The organism is Streptomyces sp. NPDC050535 (assembly GCF_044457665.1).
Taxonomy (GTDB): domain Bacteria; phylum Actinomycetota; class Actinomycetes; order Streptomycetales; family Streptomycetaceae; genus Streptomyces.
This window is the reverse complement of sequence record NZ_JBITHE010000064.1, coordinates 1-1770: the sequence shown is the minus strand read 5'-3', so window position 1 is coordinate 1770 and position 1770 is coordinate 1. Positions and strand designations below refer to the sequence as shown.

The window sequence follows — 1770 nt, the reverse complement described above, 5'->3', positions numbered from 1 at the left end:
GACACTCGCCCGATCGCAACGTCGACCATCACCTCCTCCGATCCCTCGTCCGCTGCGATCACTCACATCGCGCGACCTCACGTCGCACGGCTGCCCCCAGCTTCACCAGGCCGCTGCGACGACCCGGCGGAGAAGGTCTTTCACCTCCACTCGATTGCATAGCGCCTCGTGGCGCACTCCTTCGACAGCGAAGTTAATCGTGCGGAGCTTGCTGACCTGGGACGACTAGGTTGGAGGTCAAAATTGTTGGTGTATCTGGGAGTTGACGTCACAGCACGTCGTCCCCCGCAATAATTCTGCCTGGGGTTTCCCGGGGACGGCGTGCGCAGGGCACTGTGGCGGTCAGGTCTGGCACTGGGAGGTCGCGGCGCCGGTCCAGTTACTCCAGGCGCCTCCTGCGGGTTTGACGTGGACGCGAATCTCGACCTTGGCGTTGACGACGAAGCAGACGCGGGTGGTGCTGCCGATTTCGATGGGTCCGGTGGTCGTACGGCGAGGGACGAGGGTGCGTCCGTTGCCGATCTTGACCCAGTGGCCGCCGGAGACGACACGGAAGAAGGCTTCGTAGTCGACGTGGGCGGCGTGAGGGCTGGTGTTGGTCAGGACGACGTGGGCTTTGATGTCGCGGGTGTAGATGCGTCCTTCCTTGCCCTTTTCGGCACTGATGCAGCCGTTGGCGGCGATGCCCTTGGTGGAGACGGAGCCGCCGCAGGCGACGGCAGAGGCGTGGGCGTTGGTGGTGGGAAGCAGTAGGGCGAGCGCGGTGGCGGAGGTCAAGGCTGCGGTGCGTGTCAGACGCATGGGGGTCCTTCCGGCGGAGAAATGTCCCATCTTCCCCTAGAATTGCGAAAAGTTCTTCCTCCGCCACTCGCGCAGAGGCGTGCACCCAGTCGGCCTCCGAGCTCCTCGGCGACCGACTGCATCGCCGACCTCATCGCTGTCGAACTACGGCGTCGTGGCTCGGTCATGCCCGCTACCTGTTCCACGAAAGTCCGACGCAGGCGACGGACTTGATCACAGAAGAACCGGCAGACGCGGAGACGGATGATCAGCCGGTGGCTGCTGACGGCGAGCCCGGCTATGTGACGCCATTACTGGCTGTGAACGCGTGCGGCGGGATGCTGCCGCTGGGGACATGCTCCTGGCGGCCCGCAGCCAGTCGCGTCGATCATCAAGCCGTCATCCGCGACCACGGCCTGCCGCACCACAAGGCTCAGGCCCGGAAAGAGGATGTCGTGGAGCGTCTTCGGTTTCGTGACGACGTGATCCCCTGGCGGAACGGTCCTGCTATCTCCGACCTTCAGCGCATGCTGCCAGGTCCGACGGGCTGCAACTGAGCGCTCAGGGAGCCTGGTAGAAGGGGATGGGGATGTCGTGAGCCTTCAGAGCCGCCGTGTAGCGGGCCAGCAGCTCGTCGAGGTTGGACAGGAGGAGGGCCGCCGCATCGCGAGCCTCACCGACGTCCCCCTGGTCGCAGGCTTCTACGATGTCGGCGATGTCGGCGCGAATGATCGAAAGGGAATCGCCCTGAATCAGGACGCCCGGAAAATTACGCGGGGGCAGACGGACGACCGCGTCATTCCCTGGATCTGTGAACAGTTCAGCCTCGACACGTTCCATCCGATCATCCAACCTGAGACCTGCCGACTTCTCCAGGAGTAGTCATCACGGAAGAGATGCTGTTGGTGATCTCTAGGCCGTCAGCCTTTGACAGAGCTGCCGGAAGTGGCTTGGTGGTCGTAGTGGAGAAGCCGGTGTGGTGCCGGGCGG

The 1770-nt window shown here is 64.0% G+C and carries 3 protein-coding genes; 1 reads left to right on the top strand and 2 read right to left on the bottom strand.

Features of this window, described 5'->3' with window-relative positions; genetic code table 11:
• Positions 1-342 precede the first annotated feature (342 nt).
• Positions 343-801 (bottom strand): hypothetical protein, encoded by a 459-nt coding sequence (locus ACIBLC_RS41940; protein ID WP_399216747.1) that lies wholly within the window; start codon positions 799-801, stop codon positions 343-345.
• 209 nt (positions 802-1010) lie between these two features.
• Here ACIBLC_RS41940 and ACIBLC_RS41935 point away from each other — a divergent pair, with 209 nt between their 5' ends.
• The gene (locus ACIBLC_RS41935) at positions 1011-1337 is read left to right on the top strand and encodes a hypothetical protein (RefSeq protein WP_399216746.1); all 327 of its coding nucleotides are present in this window, start codon (positions 1011-1013) and stop codon (positions 1335-1337) included.
• Between the two features lie 4 nt (positions 1338-1341).
• Here the strand turns inward: ACIBLC_RS41935 and ACIBLC_RS41930 are convergent, their stop codons facing one another.
• Positions 1342-1620: a DUF6959 family protein gene (locus ACIBLC_RS41930; RefSeq protein WP_399216745.1), complete on the bottom strand. Its 279-nt coding sequence runs from the start codon at positions 1618-1620 to the stop codon at positions 1342-1344.
• Positions 1621-1770 lie beyond the last annotated feature (150 nt).